A 23,378-nucleotide genomic window follows, 5' to 3' on the forward strand; every position below is an offset into this window, starting at 1 on the left:
TGATCCGTTGTAAAAAATCGATTATCCGTAAATAAAAAAACTACCATTATATGATAGATAGCACTAAATCCGAGCCGAAAATTATTTTGATCTACATACTTTATATAATAAAACACCTGACAGGTTTTTGAAACCTGTCAGGTGTAAAAGGTGTAGTAAAACAAAAAAACCGCAGGAAATCCTGCGGCTTCTATTGAATTCCGATTTTACCGGAACAAAAATCTTAGTTGTTCAAAGCTTCCGCTCCACCAACGATCTCAAGGATCTCATTTGTAATGGCAGCCTGACGTGCTTTGTTATACGTAAGCTTTAACTGGTTTCTTAAAGCCGTTGCATTATCGGTTGCTTTATGCATTGCTGTCATACGCGCTCCGTGTTCTGCAGCAAAAGAATCCCTGATTGCTTTGTATAATTGTGTTTTTAATGATTTTGGTATCAACGTCAACACAATTTCTTCTTTTGATGGTTCAAAAATGTAATCGGAAGAGGCAATAGCTGTACCTTCAATTGGCGCTAATGGCAAAAATTGTTCCGTAACAACAATCTGAGTCGCTGCATTTTTAAACTGGTTGTACACCAACTCAATTTTATCATACTCTCCAGCCACAAATTTTTCCATTAATGTTGCTGCCAAAGCACCTACATTTTCGAAAGTCAACGCATCGAAAAGTGTACTTTGATTGTCCACTACATTATTTACTTTTCTAAGAACATCGTTTCCTTTTTTACCTACTGTAATCACGTCGATTTGTTTACCGGCATACGCCTCCGTAAGACCTTTTACCTGTTTGATTACGTTGGCGTTAAAAGCACCACAAAGTCCTCTGTTTGATGTAATGGCTACGATCAATACTTTATTTACTTCGCGTTGTTCTGCAAATTTTCCAGCAGCATCACCTTCTAACGACGCACTTAAATTTTGTATTAACTCTGTTAATTTTTCGGCATAAGGGCGCATTGCTGTAATTGCATCCTGTGCTTTTTTCAGCTTAGCAGCAGATACCATTTTCATCGCTGATGTAATTTGCATCGTAGATGAAACAGAAGTAATCCTATTACGTATTTCCTTTAAATTTGCCATTTGTCGATTTGAAATAAAACAATCTGAAATCCGAAGTAGTTCTCCGGATTTTCAGACTATCTAATTATTAATATTTTGCAGAAACTTCTTTAGCTACTTTTTCTAAAACGTCAGTAATTTCGTCTGTGAATTTACCCGCTTTTAAAGCATCAAGAGTATCTTTATGTTTCGCTTTTAAGAATTCTAAATAATCTTTTTCAAATTCTTTTACTTTTTCTACCGGAACATTTCTTAATAAGTTTTTCGTTCCAGCGTAGATAATTGCAACCTGATCTTCCACTTTGTACGGATCGTTTACCGCTTGTTTCAAGATTTCAACGTTACGTCTACCTTTTTCGATTACGTTTAAAGTAACAGCATCAAGATCGGAACCGAATTTCGCGAATGCTTCTAATTCACGGAATTGCGCCTGATCTAATTTTAATGTACCGGATACTTTTTTCATCGATTTGATCTGAGCATTACCTCCTACACGAGATACGGAGATACCCACGTTGATCGCCGGACGAACCCCAGAGTTGAATAAATCGGACTCTAAGAAGATCTGACCATCTGTAATCGAAATTACGTTTGTTGGAATATACGCAGAAACGTCACCCGCCTGTGTTTCGATGATTGGTAACGCTGTTAACGACCCACCACCTTTAACGATTGGACGCAATGATTCTGGTAAATCATTCATATCTTTAGCGATGCTATCATCAGCAATAACTTTAGCAGCACGCTCTAATAATCTTGAGTGAAGGTAGAAAACGTCTCCAGGATACGCCTCACGTCCTGGTGGACGACGTAATAACAAAGACACCTCACGGTAAGCAACCGCTTGTTTTGATAAATCATCATAAACGATTAATGCAGGACGACCTGTATCACGGAAGTACTCTCCGATAGCTGCTCCAGCGAATGGTGCATAAACCTGCATCGGAGCAGGATCAGAAGCATTTGCAGCTACGATTACCGTATATGCCATCGCTCCTTTTTCTTCTAATGTTTTTGCAATTCCCGCAACTGTTGATGCTTTTTGTCCAACGGCTACATATATACAGAATACTGGTTTTCCAGCATCGTAAAATTCTTTCTGATTTAAGATGGTATCGATACAAACTGTAGTTTTACCAGTCTGACGGTCACCAATAACCAACTCACGTTGTCCACGTCCTACAGGGATCATGGCGTCAATTGATTTGATACCTGTTTGTAACGGTTCTGTTACCGGCTGACGGAAGATTACTCCAGGAGCCTTTCTTTCTAATGGCATCTCATAAAGATCACCACCGATTGGTCCTTTACCATCAATTGGGAGACCTAGTGTATTTACAACACGACCAACCATTTCTTCACCAACTTTTAATGAAGCAATACGTTGTGTTCTTTTTACAGTTGACCCTTCTTTAATTCCAGTAGACGGACCTAATAATACCACACCTACATTATCTTCTTCAAGGTTCAATACAATTGCCTCTAACCCGTTTTCGAATTGTACTAACTCACCGTATTGTGCGTTAGATAAACCATAAACTCGGGCGATACCGTCACCCACCTGAAGAACTGTTCCCACTTCTTCCAGAGTGGCTCCTGATTCAAAACCAGATAATTGTTTCTTTAATATTGCTGAAATTTCAGCAGGCTTAATTTCTGCCATCTTGATTTATAATTTAAACACTTTGCAGTGTGGTAAATATTAATTACTTAGTTCTCTTTTTAATTCTCTTAATCGGTTTGCTATTGAAGCGTTGTATTGTTTGTCACCAATTCGCAACACAAATCCTCCTAAAATAGATGGATCTACAGTGTTTACCAAGGTGATGGTTTTATTTGAAAATTCTTTGATTTTCGCTAAAACTTTTGCTTCCAACTCCGGGGTAATCGGAAAAGCTGTCGTTACTTTTGCTGTTTCTACACCGTTCATTTCGTCGAACAAAGCGTTATATTGTGATGCTACCTCTGGTAAAATCTCAAATCGTTTGTTTTCTAAAAGTAAGCGGAATAACCCTTTTGTTTCTGACTGTACAGAAGCAAATATTTCTGATAATGCCGAAATCTTAACATCCGCCTTAATTACCGGGCTTGCTAAAAAATTTTTTAACTCTTTGCTTTCTGCTACAGCCGTAACTATCGATTTCATATCGTTGTTTACGGTAGCCGCCTGGCCATTCGAGTTTGCAATATCTAAAATTGCTTTTGCATATCTAATCGCTGCTCTTGCCATAACGATTAATTTAATTTTACTTCATCTAACATTTTCTCAACCAATTTGGTTTGAGTTTCTTTGTTAGCCAGTTCTTCTTTCAATAATTTCTCAGCAATCTCTAATGATAATGTCGATACATGGTTTTTCAATTCTACCATCGCAGCATTCTTTTCGCTTGCAATTGTAGCTTTAGCCTGCTCAATCATTTTGTTACCTTGCACCTGAGCTTCCTCTTTTGCATCAGCAATCATTTTTTCTTTGATTTCACGAGCTTCTTTGATCATAGTATCTCTTTCAGCTCTAGCTTCAGCTAACAATTTTTCGTTATCAGCCTTAAGGTTTTGCATTTCTTTCTTCGCATTTTCTGCAGAAGCAATAGCATTTCTAATACCTTCTTCACGAGCCGTGATTGAGTCCATGATTGGTTTCCAGGCAAATTTAACCAAAAGTAAAATTAACACTAATAAGATAAGCGCTTGCCAAAAGAATAAACCGAATGAAAAATCGTTAATTAATTTCTCCATTTTATACTGAATATATTATGATTTAATTTTTTCTTACTAAATAAAACAACACCTGCAACCAACCGTTACAGGTATTGTTTTTCTGTTCTTTATTATTTTCCTAAGATTAAAGCAGCGAATGCTAAACCTTCTAATAAAGCAGCGATAATAATCATCGCTGTTTGAATTTTTCCAGCAGCTTCTGGTTGACGAGCAATAGCGTCCATAGCAGATCCACCGATTTTACCTAAACCTAAACCTGCACCGATTACTACTAAACCAGCTCCGATTAAATTAAGACTTCCCATAAGTATATATTAAAAAAATTAAACTTCTAAATTAAATAATTACATTTTCTTCTTCGTGACCGTGCTCATCATGGTGGTGGTCCTGAACCGCCATACCAATAAATAAAGATGACAACATGGTAAAGATAAACGCTTGTAAGAATGCTACCAAAATTTCAATAACCGAGATAAACAAGGTTAATCCTAAAGAGATTGGCATATCCGCATAAATATTTTTCCCTACGAAGATCATCGCAATCAAACTCATGATTACCACGTGACCTGCTGTAATGTTGGCAAACAAACGGATCAACAATGCGAATGGTTTTGTTAAAGTTCCCAGGATCTCGATTGGCATCAAGATGATTTTCATCGGAACCGGTACACCCGGCATCCAGAAAATGTGTCCCCAATACTCTTTGTTCGCACTGAATTGTGTAATAAAATACGTGAACAATGCCAAACAAACTGTTACTGCGATGTTTCCGGTTACGTTAATTCCAAGTGGCGTCATTCCTAAAAGGTTTAACAACCAGATAAAGAAGAATACTGTTAACAGGTAACCCATGTATTTTCTGTATTTTTTCTCTCCGATGTTCGGGATTGCAATTTCGTCACGGATAAAAATAATCAGTGGCTCCAATACTCTTCCGAATCCTGTTGGAATAGCTCCTTTTTTATACGAACGTGCCAAACCTGTAAACATCAAGAATAACAAGATTGATGTAAACAACATGGACACTACATTTTTAGTGATTGAAAAATCCAACGGTTTTACGTTAGTTGGATGATGGTGCTCATCGTAGTTGATTGTTCCGGCAGCATCGGTTTTGTAAATTTTACCGTGGTATAATTTATAGAAGTTCCCGTCTACTTCAGCAACTGCTTCTCCGTGGTGTAATTTTGAAGAAGAAAAAACTTTTAATCCGTTATCCAATAAGATAACCGGTAATGAAAATCCGTAATGCTTTCCTTCTTTCTCATCCGAGAAGAAAACAAAATCATGCGAATCCTGTAAATGGTGTTCAATGTAAGCTGTTACTTTGTCTTTTGGATCCTGAGTTGCGTGCTCGTCTCCATGAGAAGCTTCATTGTGAGCAACCTCTGTTGTTGCATGAGCTTCATGCGTTACTGCTGTTGCTACATGTGTAGTGTCTACTACCGGGTTTGCGAAAGCTATCGAAGACAATAGCCCTGCAAAAGTCGCTAGAATAATTCTGACAGGTTTTTTTGAAATCACCATACCTTATTAAATATCTTAATTTTTACGGTCCTTAAATTTGGTGCAAAGGTACATTTTTAATTAATATTCCAATGTTATTGCTACTCTTTTTTATTCTAATTATTAATTTCAACTACTTCTCTGGCTTATCATTTAATAATCTTGACGTTAAAAACACTTCTAATGTCAAAAAAATAATGAAAATCACAAAAAAGTTTATTTTCTCTATATATACACTCGTTCCGTCCCGCTCCAGTACCGGCATCAGGAAGACATAACTCAGTGCAAATTGAATACTGATCAATACTAAAAAAACAAAACCAATCTGCTCCGGTTTGGTTTCTTTTATCCGAATTAAAAAAAGTAATATCGCTACGGAAAGTAGTAGAAAGAAAAGATAAATCCCATATATAGGATAGTGGAATTCCTGATAGGTCTGAGTCGAAACACCAAACTTAAAAATAAGAATATGCAGAAGTGCCAGGATAGGAGCAATTTGAAACAAACGAAAGATTACAGCATATTTTTTCCTGCTCATATTTATTTTATTTATTTAACTGATTTACCTGCCTTATTACATTATATAGCGCTATAAAAACGCCCAGCAGCGTAAGGATTTTTACATACAGATCGTTAGGATTCGGATATTTTTCATCGAGCCAGTTCCCTAAAAACGCAAAGGCAAAAATAATGATCCCCATCTGAAACGGGATATTAATGAGTGCCAGCCACTTATTACGTGTTTTTCTCTCCTGATCCTGATCCTGTTTCATTTGTTGTGGTTGTTGCTTTGGTTGTTTTTCCGGATGCGGCTTCCATCATTACACAGGTCGCACTAAAATCGGCACCTGGCTCTACCGCCAGTTTCCCAACGATTACTTCTCCTTTTATCGAGGCTTTTGATTTAATGCTCAGCATATCGGTTACCTCAATCTTTCCGTTAAATCTCCCTTCAATATCAGCCGTATTACACTTAATATCACCTGTTACATTTCCGGCCGGACCAATAACAAGTCTTCCTGTTGAATTAAAATTTCCAATCAGATTCCCATCCAATCTAAAATCGGCTTGTGAAATAATATCACCTTTGATGGTTGTTCCTTCTACTATTCTATTGGTTTTACCTAATAAATCCGTGTAAGACTTTTTCTGTTGTTTTTCAAACATGGTATTATTGCTTTTAAAAACCACAGGGTTTATTCCTGTGATCTTACTGTTACTTGCTTTAAAAGTTATTTTAGGGTTGCCAGATACGCGTCCAGATTTTTCTTGATCTGAACCACTTTATAATCGTCATTCGAAATCACAAATGCATTTTCGGAAACTTTATAGCCTTTAAAATCTTTTAGTACGCTAATCGTGGAAAGCGCTGCTTCTTTACTGCTAAAACCGTGTATAATTACAAAACTTTTATCCATTGTATACACATCGTTGGACAAGGTGATACGGTTGCTGTTGCGATCGGTTATATATTTCTTTAATTTTTCGGTTAAGGCTTTGGTTTTCGCATCGTTTGCATTTGGATACGGAATCTGGAATACAATCTTCCAGCTGGATGGATTTTCTTTTCCTAATTCCAGTTTTTCCATTTTCGGAATGTCGTTTTTCAACAAAACTTCCGCCTGTTTGCCTTCTTCTGCATTTGGATAGTTTAAGGCTACAAAGTTCAACGCTTTTTTATATTCGTCCAATCCTCTTAATCGTCCGATTACACTGGCTTTGAGCAATTCGAATTTCGGAACCATTTCTTCTCCGTTGAAATTTTCAATAACCGGATCCAATTGTGCCAGCACATCCTGTAGTTCGTCTTTTTCAAATTGTTTAAACAGTTTGTTGTACACTTCATCCGGGCTTCCCGCTATGGTTCCTTCCGAAATATTGTTTAGCAAAATCTGCGCATAACGACTATCCGGATATTCGGCAATGATCTGTTGTTTCATAATCGCTGCTTTGGCCGGATCGATGATTTCGTAAATTTTAAAAAGATTGTATTTGGCTGGTAATACCAATCGTTCTTCCGGTTTGTTTACCAGTAGTTTTTCCAATCGGGATGCCGCCAGTTGGTATTCTTTAAATTTTTCTTTATAAATCGTTCCCAGTTGGAAATACGCAAAATTGCGGTCTTTCGCCAAACTGTCCAATACTTTCGGATCGGTTGGCAATTGTTTGATATAGTAATCCGGAGTAAAACGCTCGTCTTCCGCCTGGGTTTTCGGGTTTTCATCAACCGCAGCTACCGCATCCGGATTTTCATTTGCTTTATCGATAATGGTTTGTGTCGACCAACGCCAGTTGTCTTTTAGCGGTCGGTTCCCCCATTTCTTTTTAAATTCCGTTCGACCAAAAGCGACAGTCGCCTGGTTATAAAAATAGAAGGTGCTTCCACCGGTAAAACTTCCGGCACTTGCAGGCGCTCCCGACTGTTTTGGCGTAGACTCTTCCGAAGGTGGCGCCTGACGGGATTGCATCATTTCGCTTTTTGTACTAGCATTCGATCCTACAGCTGGTGCTCCCGGATCGGAAAAACCACTGTTCTCAGCCATTGTTTTTAACTTTTCGGCTTCAAGTGCTTTTTTCGCTTCTTCAATTTTTAGTTTAGCAATGTATTCTTCATAGTAATTTCGTTGCTCGTTTGGTCCTAATCCGGATACATATAAGATACTGTCGTTTACCCTTGCAATACCTTCGTATTTGATCACATCGTTCAGGTTTTCCCTTTTCTTTTTAATTGCGATAAATTCTCGGGTTTTTGGGTTCAATTTAGACATCGTACTGTCGTAATATTGTCCCGCTGTTAAATATTTGGCATCATCAAAATTGATCTCCGCCAGATTGCGGTAATTGGACGCTACCAGATAATTATCCTGCGACATCGAACGCAGGGATTTGTTGTAGTATTTCTTCGCCTGACGCTTGTTACCTTGTTTATCATAGAACAAAGCTACCTGATGATTGATCACATCCAAAAACGGACGGTTCTCACGATCTTCCGCCAGTTTGTTGAATTTTTTCAGGAAAGCCAGCGTATCGCCTTTTTTGTAATCGAATTGTTGTGCTTGTTTGGCATGCGCCTGAATAACATAACGACGTGGCGATCTTCGGTTCATATCGATAACCGATTGGAACGAAGCATACGCGCTGTCCGGGTAATTCATACTTTCGTATAACTGACCGATAATAAAATGGTAACGGGCTTTTTCTTCGTTATGCTTGGTCAGGTCTTTCGCTACTTTTAAATTTACCAAAGCACTATCAATAGAGCCAAGGTTCATATAGGCCTGTCCCAAAATAGCATTCGCATCGGCTTGTACCTGTCCTTTAATTTTCTGATCTTCTAAAAGTTTCTTCAGATTTTTAATCGCCTGAACTTCATTCTCCAATCGGATATTGGTTTTTTCCCGCCATACTTTGGCTTCGTAAATCTTATCGCTATTGGAATATTTATACAAAATATAATTAAACGCTTCCAAAGCCGGAATAAAGCGATTGTCGTAATAACGGGCTTTTCCTAGCAATAAATGCGCTTCATCCATTTGCGGATTTTTTTCACCGCCTTCAATATACATGGAGTGTTTCTGAATCGCTTTGATTGCCTTGGTTTCCGCTCTGTCGAAATTGGCATTTTTAGTCTGGCCGGGAAGGGTTCCGGCATCGATATCCTGCATTCGTTCTACAGGTAGAATTTCCCAAAAGTTGTCCTTATAAGTCCCTTTTAATTCCTCCACTCCTTTATCGAAAGCAACGCCTCCATTATATAAAATGTTATATTCGGCTGTAACAGCGTGGTAGTTTCGTCTTACAAATGAGTTTTTCTTTGTGGAACATGCCAGCAAAAAAAGAACGAGCCCTACGCTTAAGGCGTATTTAAACAGATTGGTTTTCAATATAAAACGTTTTTAGTTCTTTAACTTCCAATTTCTTTTTTTAGTATAAAGAGAGGTAAAAATACGTTTCTTTTTGATATGGGAAAAATTTGTTTCTAAAAAAACAATATCCCTCTTTGTGGGAGGGATAGCATTTTATAAAGCAAAAAATGTTTCGAGCTCTTGCAGGGTTTCTTCGTTGGTATGAATATCTTTTACAATTCTGCCTTTTTCCAGGGCGACAATCCGGTTACTGACTTCAATGGTGTGCAACAAATCGTGACTGGAAACCAACACGGTTACCTCCGGATTATCCGCTAGTTTTTTAATTATGTTTTTTAACCGGATCTGTGTTGTCGGATCGAGGTTGGCAAACGGTTCGTCAAGAATGATCACTTCCGGATTACCAATTAATGTGGCAATAATCCCCACTTTTTTCTGGTTTCCTTTCGAAAGGTCGCGCAGGTATTTTTTATTATTCAGGATTTCTCCGTTAAAAAAGTCCTGGTGTTCGCGTAACAAAGCGTCCACATCGGCTTTATTTTGTCCGCGTAATTCCCCGATAAAATAGAAATACTCTTCCGGCGTCAGGTAGCCAATCAGGAAGCTTTCGTCCAAAAAGGCCGCTGTAAACGGTTTCCAGTTTTCACTTAGATTAATCTGTACGTTATTACTGATGATATGTCCGGTAGACGGTTGAATCAGATCTAATAGCAGACTAAAAAAAGTGGTTTTTCCCGCTCCGTTATTCCCTACTAATCCAAAGCTTTCTCCTTTTTTAATTTCAAGGTTTTCTATATTTAATACGGTGGTTCCGTTATAGGTTTTCGACAGGTTGGTGACTTGTATCATATATATGTCTTTTTAAAGTATTGTTAGTTTTTCTGTTTGTATGCCGCCAGTGCTTGATATTTTTCGCTTTTGTAGGTTTTTTCGATAATCGTAAATACTTTATTACGGAATGCAAATCCAATTACACCCACTCCGGCCACCAGCGCAAATCCGAAGTTTGCACTTACAGTGTAATATCCGATTCCGTATAATAATAATGGTAATACAATTTTTGGAAGTGCCAGTAATAGGGTTTTTACATTAAAAGCTTGTCGGTCACCAAAGGCATTTTTACTCGACGAAAGGTCAATTGGAGTTTTGATGTAGGCTCCGGCCCAAAGTACGATATGCGCATTAACTCCCATATTATAAATAGCTCCAACCAATATCGCCAGATAAACTTCAATTCCGAAATACAAATAGAAACTGGCCAGTAGCGTTGAAATAACGGTTGCGATAACCATTAACCACCATTTCGAGCTCAAGTAATCGCGGTATTTTATATTCTGACTCATCATCAGCGGATAGTACGCACTGTCCCAACTCGGCACAAATTGTCCGAAGTTTAACAGGAAACCTCCGGTTACAAATATGGCGGCGAATATTTTCCAGAGTGGTGCCTGATAGGCTTCGATACTATTCGTAAAAAATAATAAGCCATAAAACAGGAATAATACACTCATCCCAATCGTCATACGGGAACGTTTGTTTCGTTTTAAAAGTCGGATGTCATTTTTAAGGAAGGTTCCCAAAGTACCAAACTGGTTTAACCAGGTTAGCTCTTCGGTTTTGGCGACTTCGTGTTTGGTTGCCAATCCGGCATCGAGATACAGGTTCTTTTTAAAGAAGCCGAAGGTTACACTATATAACCCTATGAAAAGTGCTAACGGAACGATGATCAGCCATGGCGTTTCATAAAGTGCCGAAAAATAGCGTCCGGTATACAGCGTCAAATCGAAAAACGAATAATACTGTGACACACCTATCAATCCGACCAGCGCACCGATACCATATAACAGAGAGTCTTTTTTGTTGATCAGTATGTTTAGATAATTGATTGCAAAAACGGTTAGCAACATACTAATCAACCAGCTCATTACGCCTAGTGGTGCAAATCCTTCCACCATCAATACCACTGAAAACGGGATAAAGAAAAACAGATGTGTTACATTAAAAAAGGACAGTAAGGTTTTTCCCAACGCATAATTGACAATACTATTTTTTCGGATGTTGATAAACAACAACGGTTTGATATTCATAACCGGTGCTTTCTGTAAAAAGAAGCGGATTAAAATATCGGCGAAAAAATAATAGATCAAAAACGTTGTGATCGTCGGAAACGGTTTTAAGTTGTTTTCTTCGAGCATGTAGTAGGAACCCGCGCCCAATAATAAAAACAAGGCAATAAAATACAATCCCGCTAAAATCATAAAAATCTTAAGAACCATATTCGACCCAAATGAAGCCGATCGGACAAAAGATTTCCATTCCAGAGTAATGAAGTGCTTTAACATGTAAATTTGGTGGTTTTAGTTAAAGGTTAGATGCAGCTTCTCAGCATTTGTTACAAATTATTTTACAAACTGATGGTTTTTAACAATTCGAGCCATTTCCTGATCAATCAGCACCGGCATTTTTACGATTCGCACATATTCCAAAAAACCAAGCGGTACCATGATGATCGTAAAAATCACAATCTGCCAGTGTCCATAGGTTCCGTTTACCGCCATTTTAAACAGGAAATTCAGACTGTTTGCAAACAGCATCACCGGAACCATAATGTATATGTTTCGTATAATGTCGTGTAGCAACCACTTTTTTTCGGTGACTTTTTGCTGATGGTGGATTTTCCGATACCATTGATAACCGGCTGTAATCTCAATAATTCCCATTATACCAAACAAAGCCAGAATGATGTAATTATTATAACTGCTCAATAGTAGGGTTCGGTATAAGATGCCCGTCATAATAAGCATCAATACTATTTTCGGAAACCGGAAAAACGTTGCAAACTCCCGAAATATTTTTCCCCAGTAATATTTTGAAAGTGCTGCCTGACGTTCCTCTACTATCGTCGTAAATCCGAAAACGCCGAATTTTTTAAATTCAAGTGCTAAGGCGTCTTCAAAGGAAAGGTTTGGATTAATCAACCATTGTGCCTCTATTGCATTGGCCAGATGATCGACCAGCTCGGTTTGTAAATCATAATACGGAACAAAATGCTTGTCGGTAAAAGCATAGAGTTTTTCGATTTCGACTGTATCGATAAGTCGATTTGGCACACTATTGTTTTGCATCTTTTCTCTTTTCTCTATATTATAATTCCAGATTCGGTTTTACCAATGCCTGCATATTCCGGATAAAAGCTTCCAGTTCGGCCAGGCGGTTTACGGTTTCTTTTTCGCCGCTTTCGGTGAGTTTGTAGTACTTCCGTAGCCGATTGCCGGCTTTTTCCATTTCGACATCCAAAAAACCTTCGGCTTCCAGTTTATGTAAGGCCGGATAAAGCGCTCCTTCTGTTACATTTAGCTCACCATCGGTTAGCTGCTTTACTTTTTGGGTAATTTCATAGCCGTACATCCGTCCGTTTTCTTCTAACAACCTCATAATGATTGTCGTAAGGCTTCCTTTATACAATTGTGCGTTTTTCATCTTATTTTAAAATGTAAACAAATATATACATAAGTTATTTATGCATCTGTATTTGATGTATTATTTTTTGTGATAAGATTTACGAAAAGGACTAAGGTTTAGTACATTTGTAGCAAACAAACATACCATGTCAACATTTCACGCATTAACAGTAAAAGAAGTCCGAAGAGAGACTGCAAAAGCCGTTTCGGTTTCTTTTGAGGTTCCGGAATCCTTGCAACCCGAATACCAATTTATAGCAGGTCAGTATCTTAACTTAAAATATTCCCCAGACGGAAAAGAAGTCCGTAGGGCGTATTCGATCTGTTCTTCCCCGAACAGTGGTGAATTGCGAATTGCGGTTAAGGCTGTCTCCGATGGTTTCTTTTCGACCTATGCTAATGAAAAACTAAAAGCCGGTGATACGATCGAAGTTGGTGTTCCGGAAGGAAAATTCACGTTCGAACCGAAAGCCGACAATCAGCGCAGTTATGCTGCTTTTGCAGCCGGTAGTGGTATTACGCCAATAATGGCTATTATTCTTTCGGTTTTGGAAAACGAACCCAACAGTACTTTTGTTTTGGTTTACGGAAACAAATCGCCGGAAGACACGATTTTCTATAAAAAATTACACGATTTACAACAACAATATGTCGGTCGCTTTTTTGTACACTATGTATTTAGTCAGGCGCGTGCGGAAGATTCTCTTTTTGGCCGTATCGAACGCTCAACGGTGAATTTCGTGATCAAAAACAAACATGCTTCGTTGTCGTTTGCCAAATATTATTTGTGCGGACCAGAGGAAATGATTGCTACCGTAAGTACTGTTTTAAAAGAAAACAACGTAGCGGAAAAAGATATCAAATTTGAGCTTTTTACAACATCATCCAACGAGACCAAAATTGAAAAAACCTTGGGCGGACATACCAAAATTACCGTTTTGGTGGACGATGAGGAAACTACGTTTGAAATGGCGCAGAAACAAACGATTCTGGAAGCCGCTTTAAAACAAGGTGTTGATGCTCCGTATTCCTGTCAAGGCGGAATTTGCAGTAGCTGTCTGGCGCGAATCACCAACGGATCGGCTGAAATGAAAAAGAATTCCATTCTGACCGATCGCGAAATCGCCGAAGGATTAATCCTGACGTGTCAGGCACATCCGACTTCCGATGAAATTTATATCGATTACGACGATGTATAATATAACAAAAGCCTTTCGAATTGAAAGGCTTTTGTATTTTGGATAACTTGCTAACTCCTGTCAGGTTATATTAACTTTAGACACCTGACAGGTTTTGAAAACCTGTCAGGTGTGCTGTGTGGTGTACTGTGTTTTATACTATCGATTCTATTTTAGCGATAATCTGTTCCGGGCTAATCGTACGCATGGCATCTTCATAACCTTCAACCAGTTTATTCCCATAGACTGAGGTTGGCAATAACGGGTATTTCTCCCGGTCGGGAAGTATCGAATTCTCCAATGGCTGGTTGAACGGTCTAAATCCGGCATACGGATGGGTAGCGCCCCATATCGTAACCACCTTAACACCTAACATGGCTGCAATATGGCCGTTTCCAGAATCCATACTAACCATCAGATCCAGGTTGCTGATGACTTCCATTTCCTGTGACAATTTTAATTTTCCGGCAATCACCACAATCGCAGGATTTCCATTTTGCATGGCCTCCAATTGCTTCACTTCATCCTGTCCGCCTCCAAAAAGAAATAGCTTATAATTTGATTTTTTAGCCAGTTCGTCCACTACCTGTTGCATCAGATCCAACGGATACATTTTGGTATCATATTGTGCGAATGGCGCAATTCCAATCCATTTTTCCTGTTTTGATCCGGTGCTTTGTAAAGCAGTTTCACTTAAGATGGCTTTTGGCGGAAAAACCGGATGACTTAAGTCAATCGGGAATCCTAATTTTTTAAAAGCCAGTGCATGACGTTCAAATGTGGATGATAAGGGTTGAAATATTTTGTTTTCAGCGCGGGTTAAGGCTTCTTTTTCTTTTCGGCCTTTGTCCATATACACGACCTTTTTCCCGATCAGTCCGAATAATTTCCGGATGACTTTTGATCGGATGGCATTGTGTAAATCGGCCACAGCATCGGCTTTTAATTTTTTCAGATCCCAGAAAAGACGTAACAACCCCTTTGGCCCTTTATGACGGTCGTGTAAATCGACATCAAAAAAAACCACATTGGGAATTCCGCTAAAAAAGGGTTTAAAAAACGGACGGGATACGACCGTAATCTTTATATCGGGATATTGCGAAACAAAAGCGCGCAATACCGGTGCGACCATTGCCACATCGCCCATTGCCGACAGTCGTATTACTAAAATATGTTTGATCTTAGACATGTTGCCCGATGGCTACTTTTTGTTTTGATATAATACCGGGTTTAATTCCTCGTCATTATACATCTTCATCTGTTTGTATACTTTCATATATTTATCACCGCTCGCAATATCGGTTAGCAAATCGTCGATCGCTGTCGTCAGGTCTTTTTTCTGTTCCAACAATACGTTTAGTTTTTCCTGACATTTTGCACGGTGTTCGGCCGTAGCTTCCACACGATTCGCTTCTTCATTCATGTGATAAATTTTCAAGGCCAGAATAGACAAACGGTCGATCGCCCAAGCCGGACTTTCCGAGTTGATTTTTGCGGTCGGTTTTACCGTAACATCAGCATATTTCTGAAGAAAATAACTATCGATATATTCGACCATATCCGTACGTTCCTGATTGGATGCATCGATTCTTCTTTTTAAAACCAAAGCCGCTTCCGGATTGATCTGCGGATCCCGTATAATGTCTTCAAAATGCCATTGTACCGTATCGATCCAGTTTTTCAGATACAACAGGTGCTCAATCTGATCTTTTGGATACGGATTGCTAATCGGTTGATCTACATTATCATATTGATGATAATCGTTGATACTTTCCTCGAAAATCGAGAAGGCAAATTGTGAAAACATAGTTTAAATTTTATTTACAAATATAGTTTTTATACTTTTATCCTACTAATACAAATTTTATCCCGAAAATGCATATCCATTATATCTCTGAAAACAACAGTATTCTTAATCATTTCCTATCACAAATCCGCGATGTTACGATCCAGAAAGACAGTATGCGCTTTCGCAAAAATATCGAACGTATCGGTGAAGTGATGGCCTATGAATTGAGTAAGATTCTGACCTATAAAGAGATTGATGTACAGACACCATTGGGTATCAAAAAAACAACCGCTTTGGAAGACAATGTAGTGTTGTGTTCTATTTTAAGAGCCGGATTGGCATTGCACACCGGTTTTATGAATTTCTTTGACGATGCCGAAAACGGTTTTGTTTCGGCCATGCGTTTCCATCCGAATAACGACGATTTTTTCGAGATTAAAGTGGAATACCAGGCAGCGCCATCATTCGAAAATAAAAACCTGATTCTGATCGATCCGATGCTGGCAACCGGACAATCTCTTGTAGCGGTTTTCCAAAAACTAATGGCAGAGGAAACCCCAAAAGAAATCCACATTGCTGTTGTAATCGCAACTCCGGAAGGAATCGAATACCTTGAAAAAAACCTGCCAAACAACTGCCATCTTTGGGTAGCCGCTCTGGACGAAGGTTTGAATGCTAAAAACTATATCGTTCCCGGATTGGGCGATGCCGGTGATTTGGCCTACGGTAGTAAATTATAGTACCTGCGCGAAAAAGATAAAAAAGCTGATTGCAATCAGGGAATACATCACACTTTCCCGTACCCATTTATTGTCCAGACTTTCGATAAAGTTGGTCCCCATTACCGCTAAAGGAAAAAAGGTAAAGGCCAGGAAACTATTGTTTTTACTGGCTGAAAGGACATAAATCCCAACACCCAAAACAAAAGAAAACAATACTTTTTTGTAGGACGACTGCATGTTTAGCGGTCGGTTGGATAATGCCAGTAACTGCGTCACAAAAAACAATACCGCAATCGAGGAGAAAATCGCCAAGGCAATATTCTGGTAAATATTTTCAAAATAGGTAAAATCAAAACTGATATAAGCCTTATCCAACACAATAAATAAAAGATCCCGCTCTCCGGCGATAACGGCCAATGTGAACAAAATGCCTACCGTAAAAAGCGCTATAAACGGAATAATCCAGTTCCGGTAATCCCGCGATACGTGAAATACAATCGACACAAAAACCAACACTATAAAAAGGATACTCCAAAAGTGAAATAGTGTCGCTACAAAAATCCATAGTGAGGCATCAAAGATCTTTTCTTTGGGCGTGATCAGCGATTGCAACGATATTAATCGTCTAAGTGCCAACAGGATAAAAAAGTTCGCCAGAATAATATTCGTGTTTACCAAAACCGATGGAAACAAGATATGAAAAAGCAAAAATAAGAACGGCGCGTAGCTGTTATCCTTGCTCAATCCGTTCCTTTTGGTAACGAAACGAACCAGAAACAACGATCCTGTTAATACTACCAACAAGCCTATTTTTTGTATGACCGTGGTATAATATTCGGTCCACTCCGGGTATTGTGTCAGGTATAAAAAGTAAAATAAAACCAGTAATAAACTAATTATCGCATAATTTAACGGTCTAGATTTATTAAAAAGGCTTGCTATCATGTAGATATTTTATATTTTTGTGACTGTAAATATAATACTTAAACAAAAATGAAAGCATTTTTTGAAGGAATACAGTACTTATTCGTAGACATACTATTCGCCCCTATGGATTTGATGCGAAAATTGGAATTATCAAACTGGTGGGCTGCGAATCTTTTAAACTGGATTTTCATCATCATCTGTTGTGGTGCTACTTACTACTGGATTAAAGAGTTAAAGAAACACAAAGACAGCGGCGAAGATAGTCAGGATACTACAGCCCACTCGTTTTTAAAATAATATTAGAGGTCGAAACCGATATCTTTTCTAAAATACATCTTATCAAAATGTAGTTTATCTATATTTTGATAAGATTTTTTTATGGCTTCCTGAAACGTGTCCCCATAGGATGTTACGGCCAAAACACGGCCTCCGTTGGTTACCACCTGATCCTTTTGTAGCGTCGTACCGGCATGAAAAACAATGGATCCGTCTACGTGTTCCAATCCGGAAATAGCTTTTCCTTTTTCATAGTCTTCCGGATAGCCACCCGAAACTACCATAATGGTTGTCGCACTTCTCGGATCGATTTCCAATTCCACCTGATCTAACGTTTGCGTCGCAACTGCTTTGAAAAGGGTTACCAAATCGGATTTTAAACGCGGCATCACCACTTCTGTTTCCGGATCGCCCATGCGAACGTTATATTCGATTACATATGGTTCGTTTCTAACATTGATCAAACCGATAAATACAAATCCTTTATACAGGATTCCGTCTTTTTGCAATCCGTCAATTGTTGGTTTTACAATACGACTTTCTATTTTTTCCATTAAAACAGCATCGGCAAACGGTACCGGCGAAACGGCTCCCATTCCTCCGGTGTTTAATCCGGTGTCGCCTTCTCCAATTCGTTTATAGTCTTTTGCTGTTGGTAATATTTTATAGCTCTTTCCGTCGGTCAATACGAAACAACTCAATTCGATTCCATCCAAAAATTCTTCGATGACAACTTTCGCGCTCGCGCTTCCAAATTTTTCGTTTACCAACATGTTACGCAATTCGGCTTGTGCTTCGGCCAAATCCTGAAGGATCAAAACCCCTTTTCCGGCTGCCAATCCATCCGCTTTTAAAACGTAGGGCGGTTGTAACGTCGTTAAAAATTCACATCCGGCTTCTACGGTGTCTTTTGTAAAACTGTCGTAAGCAGCTGTTGGGATATTGTGTTTTACCAAAAATTCTTTGGCAAATTCTTTACTTCCTTCTAATTGCGCACCGATTTTTGACGGACCAATGACCGGAATGTCTTGTAACAAAGCATCCTGTTGAAAATAGTCGAAAATCCCCTTTACCAATGGGTCTTCCGGTCCTACGACAACCATACTCACTTTTTCGGTCAGTACCAGGTTTTTAACCGATTCAAAATCGTTAGGGTTGATGTTTACATTTTCGGCTATCGTTGCAGTTCCGGCATTTCCGGGTGCTACCAGTAGTTTTGAACAGTGTTCGCTTTGTAGCATTTTCCAGGCTAAAGCATGTTCTCTTCCGCCGGATCCTAATAATAAAATTGTCATTTGTTGTGTTGTTTTTTGAAACGTCAAAAATACTCCGTTTTGAATGGATATTATAATTTTAATGCTAAAAAGTTTATCAGCCTATAGGCTGCTTCATTTGTTTTTCTAACTTTGACTAAAATTGACACCCGTGTTCCGACTATTCGATTTATCTTTAAAAATCAGTGGTTTCCCGATGAAGAAAGCACAATCGGAATTTGAATCCATTCGCGCTGTTCCGGAAAAAGACTACCCGGATTATATCGCTTTTAAACAAAAGGAAATCGCTACATTCCATCTGGAACACAATTCTTTTTACCAAAAACTGGTCGGAAAAAAGACGTATCACAACTGGTCCGATTTACCGGTACTAACTAAAAAAGAGTTGCAACAACCCTTGCAAAACCGTCTTTCCAAAGGGTATACCGTTTCCAATACGTTTGTCAATAAAACCTCCGGTTCCAGTGGTGATCCGTTTATTTTTGCAAAAGATAAATATGTACATGCACTAACTTGGGCGTCCTTTTTTTATCGTTTCGGTTGGTATGGTATCGATTTCAACACGTCGTATCAGGCGCGTTTTTATGGTATTCCATTGGACAAAGCGGGTTATTATAAAGAGCGTTTAAAAGATTATTTAGGCAACCGCTATCGCTTTCCGATATTTGATTTATCCGACGGTTTTCTGGAACAGGTTTTAGAAAAATTTAAAACCCAAAAATTCGATTATATCAACGGGTATACCAGTTCGATTGTTTTGTTTGCCAAGTTTTTAAAGGCGCGGAATATCGTACTTAAAACCGTTTGTCCAACGTTAAAGGTTTGTATGGTCACTTCGGAAATGCTTTTTGAGGAGGATAAAATTTTACTGGAAACACAATTTGGCATTCCAATCGTAAACGAATATGGCGCATCCGAATTGGATCTGATCGCCTTTCAGAATCCCGAGGGCGAATGGCAGGTGAATACCGAAACGCTATTTGTGGAAATTCTAGACGAGCAAAATAAGCCGGTTCCAAACGGTCAGGAAGGTCGTATTGTGATTACGTCTTTATACAATAAAGCACATCCTTTTATTCGTTATGACATTGGTGATATCGGCGCATTGGACGAATCGAGTACGGCTAAAAAAACAATTTTAAAAAAACTAACGGGACGCACGAATGATGTAGCCATTTTGCCAAGTGGTAAAAAAGCACCGGGACTTACGTTTTATTATATTACCAAAAGTATTATCGAAGACGATGGTAATGTAAAGGAATTTATCATCAAACAAATCCAGCGGGATACTTTTGAGATCGATTATGTGAGTGATTTTGAATTAACAGCGGATCAGATTCAGAAGATTGAAGCTGCCATTGCGCTGTATCTGGAAACCGGACTTACTTTTATTTTTAATCGGAAAACGACCTTAGCCCGATCCAACAGAGGGAAGCTAAAACAATTCCAGTCGTTGCTATAATTTCGCTATAAAACGGGGTTTGATCAGCAATTGGGTAAACAAAAATCCTATCATACAAAAAAAGGCTACGACACTGCTTTTCCTATGGAAATCGCGGTATATTCGGTAATTGTGTTTTAAAAGACTTCCTTTTGACGCCGAAATCGAGTCTTTTCGGATTCGGTAAAATGCCAGACTTTCCGGAACGGGTTGTGCCGTTTTTATCTGTTTTAAAATGGTTAACCAGACGATCCAGTCCTGACGTTTACGGAAGGAGGCGATCGGAATTTTTCCAAAATAGTCCGTATCGTATAGTCCAGTTAGGTTTCCTATAAAATTGCAAAAGAACAATTGTCGGTAACGAAGTCGTACAGGTGCTTTGATTCTTTTTTGTAACGGGACGCCATTTTCATCAATACAATCGTAAAATGAAAAGGTAAAAGGGAGTTTGTTTTGTGCTAAAAAAGCGAGCTGTTTTTCCAGTTTTTCCGGTTTCCACAAATCATCGGCATCCAAAAAAGCTATATACCGACCAGTGGCTTTTTCCAATGCCTGATTTCGTGCTACTCCGGCACCCGAATTACGATCCAATTCGTACAGTCGAATCCGGTTGTCCTGTTCCGCAAATGTTTTGACTATGGTTACGGTTTCATCCGTCGAAGCGTCGTCCACAATAAGCATTTCCCAATCCGGATACGTCTGGTTTTGAACCGACAGGATCGTTTCGCTTATAAATTGCGCCGAATTAAATGTTGGTGTTATTATGGAAACCCGCTGTGACATTAATAGGCTTTTTCGTCTCCTTTAATAGCGTTGTAAACGGTAAGATAAATAATTTTGATATCGAGTAAAAGCGACCAGTTTTCCAAATAGAAAATATCGTATTTCACCCGATTAATGATGTCGTAGTTCGTTTCTACTTCGCCTCGATATCCATTGGTTTGTGCCAATCCGGTAATTCCGGGTTTGATAAAATGGCGTACCATAAATTTATCCACACTTCGGGCATACATTTCGGTATGACTCACCATGTGTGGTCGTGGCCCTACAACCGACATATCGCCAAGGATCACATTAAAAAATTGCGGTAATTCGTCGATACTCGTCTTACGAATAAAACGTCCGATTCTGGTAATTCGGGGGTCGTTTTTAGAAACCTGTTCCAAATCGGCGATTTCATTCGGTCGCATCGATCGGAATTTATAGCAGTTAAACTCTTTGTAGTTGAGTCCGTTTCGCTTTTGTTTAAAGAATATCGGCCCTCTGGATTCCATTTTTATCAGAATGGCTAACAATGGTGTTAACCAGGAAAGTAATCCAATGATAATTAATAGTGAGAAAAAAATATCGAAAACTCTTTTTATAATTTTATTAAACGGCTTGTCCAGCGGAATGTTTCGCATCGATATAATAGGAATATAGCCGTAGTAGTCGTACACCAAATTACGGGAAAGGATTTCTTTACTGTCCGGTAAAAACTTCAGTAACTTCAGATTGTTATCCGTAAAGTCGACAAACTTACTTACTTGTGAATTGGATAAATCCTGCAGGGAACAATAAATTTCATCTATATCCCGATCCAGAGCAAACTTAAAGCATGACTCTATGTTTTCGGTTGATTCATTTTTGTCGAAATGAAATACCTTTTCCAGTTTATAGCCATAATCGGGATTCTCGATAAAAAATTCCTGAAGTTGGCATATATTTTTACTTTGTCCGACGATGATCACTCTGCGGAAATTTCCACCGAAAACAACCCGAAACCGTTTTAGAAAATAAAATACTGCAAATTTAAACGCTGCGACCAGTGCCATTGCAGTTGTGGTGTATTTTATGGTTTCCGAAGGTTGGGAATATTTGGAGAAATACCCGATATAGGCAAAACTAAATACCAGGAACAACGCATATTGTTTTAGTATTTTCCCAAATATCTCGATCGCTTTTGTATAACGATAGACTTCATAAAAACCAATATTCAGCGCAATGGTAATCCAGGTGATACTGATGAATATATTATAATAAAATCCTATTGTTTCGGGTAATAAAACCCCTGTCAGAATATTGATGATAATCAAATCCAACAAATAAGAAAAAGGTCTAATATATCCGGAATACCGGCCGGTAGTTCTACGCACTAAAATATATATTTAGAAAAATCCTTATGCTCTTCTTTTAATAATTCCTCTGTCGATAATGATTTGAAATACTCATAGGTAATTTTCATTCCTTCGGAACGGGATACTTTCGGTTCCCAACCCAGGATTTCTCTTGCCTTAGTAATATCTGGCTGTCGCTGTAACGGATCATTAACTGGTAATGGACGATACACTACTTTTTGATCTGTTCCGGTAAGTTTGATGATTTCTTCAGCAAAGTCTTTTATCGTAATTTCATCCGGATTACCAATGTTAACCGGCAATACGTAGTCTGAGTGTAGTAATCGGAAAATCCCTTCCACCTGATCGTCTACATAACAGAACGAACGGGTTTGCGAACCGTCTCCAAAAATAGTAAGGTCTTCACCACGTAATGCCTGACCAATGAATGCCGGAATAACACGACCGTCGTTTAAACGCATTCGCGGTCCGTAAGTATTAAAAATCCGAACAATACGGGTTTCTACACCATGGAAAGTATGGTAGGCCATTGTAATGGATTCCTGAAAACGCTTGGCTTCATCATATACACCTCGTGGCCCGATGGTATTTACATTTCCATAATATTCTTCTGTTTGCGGATGTACTAACGGATCGCCGTATACTTCTGAAGTCGATGCAATTAAGATTCTTGCTTTTTTTACACGGGCTAATCCTAACAGATTGTGCGTTCCTAACGATCCTACTTTTAAGGTTTGTATTGGAATTTTAAGATAATCGATCGGACTTGCCGGAGAGGCAAAATGCAGTATATAGTCTAATTGACCCGGAACATGTACGAACTTGGTTATATCGTGGTGGTAAAACTCAAAATTTTGATTTTTAAACAAATGCTCAATATTTTTTAAGTCTCCCGTGATCAGATTGTCCATCCCAATCACAAAGTATCCTTCCGCAATAAATCTGTCGCATAAATGTGATCCTAAAAACCCTGCTGCTCCTGTAATTAATATTCTTTTCATGTATTCCAATTAATCCATGCAAGATAAAAAAAAACATATGTA

General features: G+C 38.7%; 25 protein-coding genes. 4 read left to right on the forward strand and 21 right to left on the reverse strand.

What is annotated here, in order from left to right:
- Positions 1–223: 223 nt before the first annotated feature.
- From atpG to E6C50_RS16260, 14 genes are all read right to left on the reverse strand, one after another.
- Positions 224–1,081, reverse strand: coding sequence for an ATP synthase F1 subunit gamma (gene atpG, locus E6C50_RS16195; RefSeq protein WP_136404290.1), 858 nt, complete (start codon positions 1,079–1,081; stop codon positions 224–226).
- A 67-nt stretch (positions 1,082–1,148) separates the two neighbouring features.
- The gene (gene atpA / locus E6C50_RS16200) at positions 1,149–2,723 is read right to left on the reverse strand and encodes a F0F1 ATP synthase subunit alpha (protein WP_136404291.1); all 1,575 of its coding nucleotides are present in this window, start codon (positions 2,721–2,723) and stop codon (positions 1,149–1,151) included.
- 39 nt (positions 2,724–2,762) lie between these two features.
- Positions 2,763–3,296, reverse strand: a complete 534-nt coding sequence (atpH, locus tag E6C50_RS16205; RefSeq protein WP_136404292.1) for an ATP synthase F1 subunit delta — start codon at positions 3,294–3,296, stop codon at positions 2,763–2,765.
- Positions 3,296–3,796: a F0F1 ATP synthase subunit B gene (locus tag E6C50_RS16210; RefSeq protein WP_136404293.1), complete on the reverse strand. Its 501-nt coding sequence runs from the start codon at positions 3,794–3,796 to the stop codon at positions 3,296–3,298. The genes atpH and E6C50_RS16210 overlap by 1 nt, the downstream gene beginning before the upstream one ends.
- A 92-nt stretch (positions 3,797–3,888) precedes the next feature.
- Positions 3,889–4,083: an ATP synthase F0 subunit C gene (gene atpE, locus E6C50_RS16215; protein WP_136404294.1), complete on the reverse strand. Its 195-nt coding sequence runs from the start codon at positions 4,081–4,083 to the stop codon at positions 3,889–3,891.
- 31 nt (positions 4,084–4,114) lie between these two features.
- Positions 4,115–5,305, reverse strand: coding sequence for a F0F1 ATP synthase subunit A (gene atpB / locus E6C50_RS16220; protein ID WP_136404295.1), 1,191 nt, complete (start codon positions 5,303–5,305; stop codon positions 4,115–4,117).
- Between the two features lie 112 nt (positions 5,306–5,417).
- Positions 5,418–5,822 carry a hypothetical protein gene (locus E6C50_RS16225; RefSeq protein ID WP_136404296.1) on the reverse strand — a complete coding sequence of 135 codons (405 nt, stop codon included), beginning with the start codon at positions 5,820–5,822 and terminating at the stop codon, positions 5,418–5,420.
- A gap of 7 nt (positions 5,823–5,829) precedes the next feature.
- A complete protein-coding gene (locus E6C50_RS16230) occupies positions 5,830–6,057 on the reverse strand; it encodes an AtpZ/AtpI family protein (RefSeq protein WP_136404297.1) in 228 nt (75 codons plus the stop codon).
- The gene (locus tag E6C50_RS16235) at positions 6,020–6,451 is read right to left on the reverse strand and encodes a bactofilin family protein (RefSeq protein WP_136404298.1); all 432 of its coding nucleotides are present in this window, start codon (positions 6,449–6,451) and stop codon (positions 6,020–6,022) included. The genes E6C50_RS16230 and E6C50_RS16235 overlap by 38 nt, the downstream gene beginning before the upstream one ends.
- Before the next feature lie 65 nt (positions 6,452–6,516).
- Positions 6,517–9,168: a type IX secretion system periplasmic lipoprotein PorW/SprE gene (gene porW, locus E6C50_RS16240; protein WP_136404299.1), complete on the reverse strand. Its 2,652-nt coding sequence runs from the start codon at positions 9,166–9,168 to the stop codon at positions 6,517–6,519.
- Positions 9,169–9,303: 135 nt separating this feature from the next.
- Positions 9,304–9,999 (reverse strand): ABC transporter ATP-binding protein, encoded by a 696-nt coding sequence (locus E6C50_RS16245; RefSeq protein WP_136404300.1) that lies wholly within the window; start codon positions 9,997–9,999, stop codon positions 9,304–9,306.
- A 23-nt stretch (positions 10,000–10,022) separates the two neighbouring features.
- The gene (locus E6C50_RS16250; RefSeq protein ID WP_136404301.1) at positions 10,023–11,492 is read right to left on the reverse strand and encodes a DUF5687 family protein; all 1,470 of its coding nucleotides are present in this window, start codon (positions 11,490–11,492) and stop codon (positions 10,023–10,025) included.
- Between the two features lie 57 nt (positions 11,493–11,549).
- Positions 11,550–12,275 (reverse strand): hypothetical protein, encoded by a 726-nt coding sequence (locus tag E6C50_RS16255; protein WP_136404302.1) that lies wholly within the window; start codon positions 12,273–12,275, stop codon positions 11,550–11,552.
- Between the two features lie 19 nt (positions 12,276–12,294).
- Complete coding sequence (locus tag E6C50_RS16260) at positions 12,295–12,630, reverse strand: PadR family transcriptional regulator (protein WP_136404303.1); 336 nt, start codon at positions 12,628–12,630, stop codon at positions 12,295–12,297.
- A 127-nt stretch (positions 12,631–12,757) separates the two neighbouring features.
- Between E6C50_RS16260 and E6C50_RS16265 the strand changes: the two genes are divergently transcribed.
- Complete coding sequence (locus E6C50_RS16265) at positions 12,758–13,810, forward strand: ferredoxin--NADP reductase (protein WP_136404304.1); 1,053 nt, start codon at positions 12,758–12,760, stop codon at positions 13,808–13,810.
- 133 nt (positions 13,811–13,943) lie between these two features.
- Here E6C50_RS16265 and E6C50_RS16270 read toward each other — a convergent pair whose 3' ends face one another.
- A complete protein-coding gene (locus tag E6C50_RS16270; protein WP_136404305.1) occupies positions 13,944–14,978 on the reverse strand; it encodes a glycosyltransferase family 9 protein in 1,035 nt (344 codons plus the stop codon).
- Between the two features lie 12 nt (positions 14,979–14,990).
- The gene (locus E6C50_RS16275) at positions 14,991–15,596 is read right to left on the reverse strand and encodes a DUF4254 domain-containing protein (protein ID WP_136404306.1); all 606 of its coding nucleotides are present in this window, start codon (positions 15,594–15,596) and stop codon (positions 14,991–14,993) included.
- Between the two features lie 68 nt (positions 15,597–15,664).
- Here E6C50_RS16275 and upp point away from each other — a divergent pair, with 68 nt between their 5' ends.
- On the forward strand, positions 15,665–16,318 hold the full coding sequence (gene upp, locus E6C50_RS16280; RefSeq protein WP_136404307.1) for a uracil phosphoribosyltransferase: 654 nt from the start codon (positions 15,665–15,667) through the stop codon (positions 16,316–16,318).
- Here upp and E6C50_RS16285 read toward each other — a convergent pair.
- Positions 16,313–17,245: a DUF6427 family protein gene (locus tag E6C50_RS16285; protein WP_136404308.1), complete on the reverse strand. Its 933-nt coding sequence runs from the start codon at positions 17,243–17,245 to the stop codon at positions 16,313–16,315. The genes upp and E6C50_RS16285 overlap by 6 nt on opposite strands.
- Before the next feature lie 48 nt (positions 17,246–17,293).
- On the opposite strand from E6C50_RS16285, the gene E6C50_RS16290 reads away from it, so the two are divergent.
- Entirely contained in the window at positions 17,294–17,524 is a 231-nt protein-coding gene (locus E6C50_RS16290) for a DUF6341 family protein (RefSeq protein WP_136404309.1), read from the forward strand.
- A 2-nt stretch (positions 17,525–17,526) separates the two neighbouring features.
- On the opposite strand, the gene purD is transcribed toward E6C50_RS16290, so the two are convergent.
- Positions 17,527–18,798 (reverse strand): phosphoribosylamine--glycine ligase, encoded by a 1,272-nt coding sequence (purD, locus tag E6C50_RS16295; RefSeq protein WP_136404310.1) that lies wholly within the window; start codon positions 18,796–18,798, stop codon positions 17,527–17,529.
- Positions 18,799–18,928: 130 nt separating this feature from the next.
- On the opposite strand from purD, the gene E6C50_RS16300 reads away from it, so the two are divergent.
- Positions 18,929–20,239, forward strand: coding sequence for a phenylacetate--CoA ligase family protein (locus E6C50_RS16300; RefSeq protein WP_136404311.1), 1,311 nt, complete (start codon positions 18,929–18,931; stop codon positions 20,237–20,239).
- On the opposite strand, the gene E6C50_RS16305 is transcribed toward E6C50_RS16300, so the two are convergent.
- The 3 genes from E6C50_RS16305 to E6C50_RS16315 are packed head-to-tail and all read right to left on the reverse strand — an operon-like array spanning position 20,234 to position 23,336.
- Positions 20,234–21,001, reverse strand: a complete 768-nt coding sequence (locus E6C50_RS16305; RefSeq protein WP_136404312.1) for a glycosyltransferase family 2 protein — start codon at positions 20,999–21,001, stop codon at positions 20,234–20,236. The two genes, E6C50_RS16300 and E6C50_RS16305, sit on opposite strands and share 6 nt — an antisense overlap.
- Positions 21,001–22,353, reverse strand: a complete 1,353-nt coding sequence (locus E6C50_RS16310; RefSeq protein WP_136404313.1) for an exopolysaccharide biosynthesis polyprenyl glycosylphosphotransferase — start codon at positions 22,351–22,353, stop codon at positions 21,001–21,003. The genes E6C50_RS16305 and E6C50_RS16310 overlap by 1 nt, the downstream gene beginning before the upstream one ends.
- Entirely contained in the window at positions 22,353–23,336 is a 984-nt protein-coding gene (locus E6C50_RS16315; RefSeq protein WP_136404314.1) for a UDP-glucuronic acid decarboxylase family protein, read from the reverse strand. The genes E6C50_RS16310 and E6C50_RS16315 overlap by 1 nt, the downstream gene beginning before the upstream one ends.
- Positions 23,337–23,378: the final 42 nt, after the last annotated feature.

Source organism: Flavobacterium supellecticarium (assembly GCF_004801375.1).
Taxonomy (GTDB): Bacteria; Bacteroidota; Bacteroidia; order Flavobacteriales; family Flavobacteriaceae; genus Flavobacterium; species Flavobacterium supellecticarium.